The organism is Rhizobacter sp. P5_A1 (genome assembly GCF_056400745.1).
Window position 1 is genome coordinate 296999 of the sequence record NZ_JBFUKR010000005.1, and the last position, 6000, is coordinate 302998.

Consider the following 6000-nt stretch of genomic DNA (forward strand, 5'->3'; position numbering starts at 1 on the left):
CTTGCAGCTTCATGCCGGGCTTAGGGATGGGCGCCCCGCATCTCTCCCGCTAGACTCTTCCGGCGCGGCGGCGGCGGCACCGCCCGCGATGCTCAATTTTCATCGACCCAGTGCCCCCGAGCGGCCCAGGAGACCCCGTGCTCACATCGTTGTTCGGTGACCTCGGCCCTGCCCACGACCCCAAGCGCGCGTCGGGCGAGGCGCACGATACCGGGTTCGCCGCCACGGCGATCATGGAATCGGTCGCGACCGAGGTCAACGCGCGCGGCCAGATGGTCGACCGGCATTCGCACGACCTGGTCGTCAGCGGCTCGCCGGCACAGGCGATCCGGGAGCACTTCGCGAACACCCGTTCCGACCTCGACACCGCGACCTCGCTGATCACGCTGCTCGACCCGGCGGGCGTGTGGGCCGCGGCGGTGATCAAGGCCTTGTCCGACGCCGGCGGCCGGCCGATCGAGCGACTCCACCTGCGCGAACAGGCGACGCTGCGCACGCTCGCGATGATCGAGCGCACGACCCTCGTGCGACGCCACGAAGACACGCTGCGCATCTACCACGCCGACGTGCGCGCGCCCGGCAGCGAGAACGCCGAGATCCCGGTCGCGCTGATGGAGCGCAGCCAGATGACGACGGTGATCATCGGCCCGCTGCAGCCGCATGCGATCGACGGGCTGCTCGCCGCGCTGCATGCCGCCGCAATGCTGCCCACCTGGCGCTGCCCGAACCTGCTGTTCATGCTGCCGCCGAGCGCCGTCTGGATCGCCAACAAGATCGGTGCGATCGCCTGGCCGGGCCGCCTGCACGTGCACGTGCTGAGCGAGTCGATGACCGGCGCTTCGTCGGTCTGGAATGCGATGCTGGGCGTGTGGAACCAGGTCAAGGCCCAGCCCGGCTGGGACCCGGCCCGCGACGCGCACGGAGCCGGGATCAGCGAATTCCCGATCAAGCTCGGCGACCTCCGCCCGGTCGATCCCGGTCCGCTGCGGGCCGCGAGCGCAGCGATGCCGCCGTTGATGCGGGTCAGCCACAGCGTGCTCGAGCCGGCGCGCGCGCGGCTCGCGCTGAGCAGCCTGCTCGCGCTCGACGGGCTGATCGGCTGCGCGGTGGTCGACGCGACGACCGGCCTCGTGCTCGCCCGCGGGCCGCACGACGAGCCGGCGGTCGACATCGATCTGGCCGCCGCCGCCTGCGCGCAGGTGCTGCGCGCGCACCGCCAGGCGGCGCGCAGCATGGGCCTTTCCGACCCGATCGACGAGGTGGTGACCAGCGCCGGTCTGCGCCACCAGGTCATTCGCGCGGTGGCGCAGCATCCCGAGATCTTCGTCGTCGCGCTGCTCGACAAGCAGCAGAGCAACCTGCCGCTGGCGCGGCTGCAGCTGATCGAGGTCGAGCGTGAGCTGATTTAGCTCAGCGGGCGGCCTCGACACCCCTGTTCGCGAGCGCATCGGCGCGCTCGTTGCCCGGGTCGCCCGAGTGACCCTTGACCCAGCGCCACTCGACGTGGTGCAGATTGCGCAGCGCATCGAGCCGCTGCCAGAGCTCGGCGTTCTTCACCGGCTTCTTGTCGGCGGTCTTCCAGCCGCGCACTTTCCAGCCGTGGATCCACTCGGTGATGCCCTTGCGCACGTACTCGCTGTCGGTATGCACCGTCACGTCGCAGGTGCGCTTCAACGAGTTCAGGGCCTCGATCACGGCGGTCAGCTCCATGCGGTTGTTGGTCGTCAACAGCTCGCCGCCGAACAGCTCCTTCTGGTGTTCGCCGGTGCGCAGCCATGCGCCCCAGCCGCCGCGGCCCGGGTTGCCCTTGCAGGCACCGTCGGTGTAGATCACGACGTGGGGGCGCTGAATGGCCGGTGGCAGGGCCAGCGTATCGTGGGATGCTTCGGTGGAGGAGGTCATCGGCGGTGCGGGTCCAAATCCTGATTGTGGTGGGTCGCGACCACCGGTGCCGCATTCGGCGCCGGTCGCTGCGCGCGCACCATGCCGACCAGGCGCATGCCACGCACGCGCTTGACGGCGACGACGAAATAAACCGCCCCGAACACCGGCCACCAGCGGTCGCCGACACCCTCCATCCACGCGAAGCGCGCGAGCCACTTCGTCGACGCGACCGGCAGCCGGTAGCAGCCGAAGCGCCCGGCCTCGACCTCGAAGCTGAGCAGCCGCAACCAGTCGCGCAACCGGCGATAGCGCAGGAACTCGCCATCGCTGGGCAGGAACAGGCTGCGCTGCGAGTTCGGCACAAGCCGCTTGCGCCAGCGCCCGAGGTGCTGGCGCAGGCCCCACAGGCTGCTCGGGTTGAAGCCGACGATCACGACGCGGCCTTCGGGCACCAGCACGCGTTCGACCTCGCGCAGCGCGAGGTGCGGGTCGCGTGCGAACTCGAGCGCGTGCGGCAGCACGACCAGGTCGAGGCTGTTGCTATCGAACGGCAAGGCATCGAACTCGCAACGCAGCGCGACCGCGATGCGCGGCACATCCGATGCTTCATCTTGTAAAGATTCGGTGACCGGTTCGATCGCGTCGGGCTTCCCGGCCGCGCCCTGCGAAGACTCGGTCGCGACCCAGCGATGCGGCATCCGATTGGCGCGCAGCGCCTCGAGTTCCGGCAGGCCGAGCTGCAGCGCATGGAAGCCGAACAGATCGGCCACTGCGGTGTCCAGATGGGCCTGTTCCCATTGCAGAACGTAGCGACCTGCGGGTGTCGTCAGCCAGTCGCTCAAACCTATAATCGCGCGTTCCGCCATGTTGGCGGCGATTCTAGTGACCCACCACCACGCCGATCGCGTCGGCTGCGTCGCCATGAAGAACCATTTCCTATGACGCCTTTCCCGCACGGCCGCCTGGGCCGCATCCTGCAGTCCACGCGTGTACCGTTCCTGATGCTGCCGCTGCTCTTGCTGGCAGCCTGCGCCGCCCCCGGCGGCCCTTCATCCACCCCCACGCCGACACCCGCCGCCAGCGCCCCCGAGATGCCGGCTTCGGCCGTCGCGCCCGCGCCGCAGGCCGCCGCGAGCGCGCCCGTCGACGAGCCGGAGGTCGCGACCGCGCCGGTGCCCGTCGACCCGCTGCGCCCGGAGGTTCGCCTCGATCTGAACGATCGTGCCGCACAGAACGATCTGTGGGCCCGCGTGCGCCAGGGCTTCACGATGCCCGACCTCGACAACGACCTGGTCCGCAACCGCGAGCAGTGGTACGCGACGCGCCCCGACTACGTGCAGCGCATGACCGAGCGCGGCGGTCGCTACATGTTCCACATCGTCGAAGAGCTCGAGCGCCGTGGCATGCCGACCGAACTCGCGCTGCTGCCGTTCATCGAGAGCGCGTTCAACCCGCAGGCCATCTCGAGCGCGCGCGCGTCGGGCATGTGGCAGTTCATGGCCGGCACCGGCCGCGACTACGCGCTGAAGCAGAACATCTTCCGCGACGACCGCCGCGACGTGCTGCAATCGACCCGCGCCGCGCTCGACTACCTGCAACGCCTGTACGCGATGTTCGGCGACTGGCACCTCGCGCTGGCCGCCTACAACTGGGGCGAAGGCAGCGTGCAACGCGCGATCGCACGCAACCAGAAGCTCGGCCTGCCGACCGACTACGCCTCGCTGAAGATGCCGAGCGAGACGCAGTACTACGTGCCGAAGCTGCAGGCGGTGAAGAACATCGTCGCCCGCCCGGCCGACTTCGGGCTGACGCTGCCCGAGATGAAGAACCACCCCTATTTTCTGAGCGTGCCGATCGAGCGCGACATGGACGTGGCCATCGCAGTGAAGCTCGCCGGGATGCCGCTCGACGAGTTCCAGTTCCTGAACCCGCAGATGAACAAGCCGGTGATCCTGGCCGCCGGCACACCGCAGATTCTGCTGCCCTACGACAACGCGAACCGGTTCGTGCGCGAGCTGCCGCTGCATCGCGGCCCGCTCGCCAGCTGGACCGCCTGGGTCGTGCCGAAGACCCTGCGCCCGGCCGACGCGGCGAAGCACGTCGGCATGAGCGAGGCGCAGCTGCGCGAGGTCAACCGCATCCCGCCGCGCATGCTCGTGAAGGCGGGCTCGACGCTGCTCGTGCCGCGCGGCGAGCGCCGCCTGACCGACGTCTCGGTCGAGATCGCCGACAACGCGATGATGACGCTCGCGCCCGACGCGCCGGCACTGCGCCGGATGTCGCTGAAGGCCGGCCGCAAGGACAGCGTCGCGAGCGTCGCGAAGCGCTACCGGGTCAGCGCGGCGCAGGTCGCGCAGTGGAACAGCGTCGGCGCCGGCGCGAGCTTCAAGCCGGGACAGACGGTCGTCGTGTTCGTCGCCGCCAAGGCCGCGCGCGGGAACGCCAAGGCGACGCGCGCGGTGGCGCGCACCAAGGCCTCCGGCCATCCGGCGACGCGCAGCGCCGTGGTCAAGAAGGCTCGCGTGCGGCTCGCGCGCAGCTGACACGACCGACGCGCGGTGCCGGGCGCGCAGCGCTCAGCGCCGGTCGACCAGCGCGTGGGCGATCGTGCCGAGGTCGACGTACTCCAGTTCGCTGCCGATCGGCACGCCGCGCGCCAGCCGCGTCACGCGCAGGCCGCGCGCCTTCAGCGCCTCGGCAAGCACGTGGGCCGTGGCCTCGCCCTCGGCGGTGAAGTTGGTCGCGATGATGACCTCTTCGGTCGGGCCGTCGGCGGCGCGCTCGAGCAGCTCGCGCGCACCGATGTCGTCGGTGCCGACGCCGTCGAGCGGGCTGAGCCGGCCCATCAGCACGAAGTACAGGCCGCGGTAGCTGCCGGTGCGTTCCAGCGCGGCCTGGTCGGCCGGCGTCTCGACCACGCAGAGCTGGCGCGCATCGCGCGCGGCGTCGCGGCACACGCTGCACACCGGCGCTTCGGTGAAGGTGTGGCAGCGCTCGCAGTGGCGCACGTTCGCGACCGCGGACTGCAGCGCGAACGCGATCCGCTGCGCACCCTCGCGGTCATGCTGCAGCAAGTGGAACGCCATGCGCTGCGCCGACTTGACGCCGACGCCGGGCAGGCGACGCAGCGCCTCGACGAGAGCTTCGAGGGAGGCTTCAGCCACCGGACTAGAACGGGAACTTCATGCCCGGGGGCATCGGCATGCCCGCGGTGAGCTTGCCCATCTTTTCCTGGCTCACTTCTTCGGCGCGGCGCACACCGTCGTTGAATGCGGCGGCGACCAGGTCTTCGAGCATGTCCTTGTCGTCGGCGAGCAGGCTCGGGTCGATCGTGATGCGCTTGACGTCGTGCTTGCAGGTCATCACGACCTTCACGAGGCCGGCGCCCGACTGGCCCTCGACCTCGATGTGGGCGAGTTCTTCCTGCGCCTTCTTCAGGTTGTCCTGCATCGCCTGGGCCTGCTTCATCAGCCCGGCCAACTGGTTCTTCATCATCGTGTAGCTCCTGAAACGTTAAAGAGGCTTGACCGAGCCCGGCACGATGCGCGCGGTCTTGTACTGCGCCATCAAGGCTTGCACCAGCGGGTCGTCGTGGATGATCTTCTCGGCCTGCGCCTGGCGGCGGTTGCGCTCGGCGGCATCGCGCTTCGCGGGCGAGTCGTCGGCGGCACCCGCCTCGACCTCGAGGTGCACCGCGCGCTGCAGCGCCTCGGCGAGCGCAGCCTGGAGCTTCTCGCAAGGCGCCGATGCGCGCAGCGTCTCGCGCTCGACGCGCAACCGGCAGACGACCGGCGCGGCGCGTTCGTCGAGCGCCACGCACTGCGCCTGCATCGCGAGCTCGCGCGCGAACGCGCTGATGCTGCCGGCGTCGACCAGGGCACCGACGAGTTCGGCCCAGCGCGCCCCCAACGGTGTCGGCGCGAACGTCACCGGCGCGACCGGCCTGTCGGCGAACGGCGGCGGCGCAGGCGCACGGACGGTCGGGATCTCGCGCTCGACCACTTCGCCCTCGAACGGCGCATCCATCCACGGCGGCGGCTCGCTCGGCGGCGCTGCCACGCGCAGGGCCGGCGGCGGCGCGACGACCGCGGGCTGCGCGGTCGTGGCGGCCTCGCT

7 protein-coding genes are annotated in these 6000 nt (G+C 70.4%); 2 read left to right on the forward strand and 5 right to left on the reverse strand.

Going from position 1 to position 6000, the window contains the following annotated elements; all coding sequences use genetic code 11:
• The first annotated feature begins 137 nt into the window (after nt 1-137).
• Complete coding sequence (locus AC1DTW_RS08000) at nt 138-1409, forward strand: roadblock/LC7 domain-containing protein (RefSeq protein WP_477980494.1); 1272 nt, start codon at nt 138-140, stop codon at nt 1407-1409.
• 1 nt (nt 1410) lies between these two features.
• On the opposite strand, the gene rnhA is transcribed toward AC1DTW_RS08000, so the two are convergent.
• Together rnhA and AC1DTW_RS08010 are read right to left on the reverse strand one after the other, a co-directional pair.
• Nucleotides 1411-1902, reverse strand: coding sequence for a ribonuclease HI (gene rnhA, locus AC1DTW_RS08005; protein ID WP_477980495.1), 492 nt, complete (start codon nt 1900-1902; stop codon nt 1411-1413).
• Nucleotides 1899-2750, reverse strand: a complete 852-nt coding sequence (locus tag AC1DTW_RS08010; protein ID WP_477980509.1) for a class I SAM-dependent methyltransferase — start codon at nt 2748-2750, stop codon at nt 1899-1901. Before AC1DTW_RS08010 ends, rnhA begins: the two co-directional genes overlap by 4 nt.
• Before the next feature lie 135 nt (nt 2751-2885).
• Between AC1DTW_RS08010 and AC1DTW_RS08015 the strand changes: the two genes are divergently transcribed.
• Complete coding sequence (locus AC1DTW_RS08015; RefSeq protein WP_477980510.1) at nt 2886-4427, forward strand: transglycosylase SLT domain-containing protein; 1542 nt, start codon at nt 2886-2888, stop codon at nt 4425-4427.
• 33 nt (nt 4428-4460) lie between these two features.
• Here the strand turns inward: AC1DTW_RS08015 and recR are convergent, their stop codons facing one another.
• The 3 genes from recR to AC1DTW_RS08030 all read right to left on the reverse strand — a co-directional run.
• The gene (gene recR / locus AC1DTW_RS08020) at nt 4461-5048 is read right to left on the reverse strand and encodes a recombination mediator RecR (protein ID WP_477980496.1); all 588 of its coding nucleotides are present in this window, start codon (nt 5046-5048) and stop codon (nt 4461-4463) included.
• 4 nt (nt 5049-5052) lie between these two features.
• Nucleotides 5053-5379: a YbaB/EbfC family nucleoid-associated protein gene (locus tag AC1DTW_RS08025; protein WP_056468836.1), complete on the reverse strand. Its 327-nt coding sequence runs from the start codon at nt 5377-5379 to the stop codon at nt 5053-5055.
• A gap of 18 nt (nt 5380-5397) precedes the next feature.
• On the reverse strand, nt 5398-6000 hold a 603-nt coding region (locus AC1DTW_RS08030; protein WP_477980497.1), incomplete at its 5' end, for a DNA polymerase III subunit gamma/tau C-terminal domain-containing protein.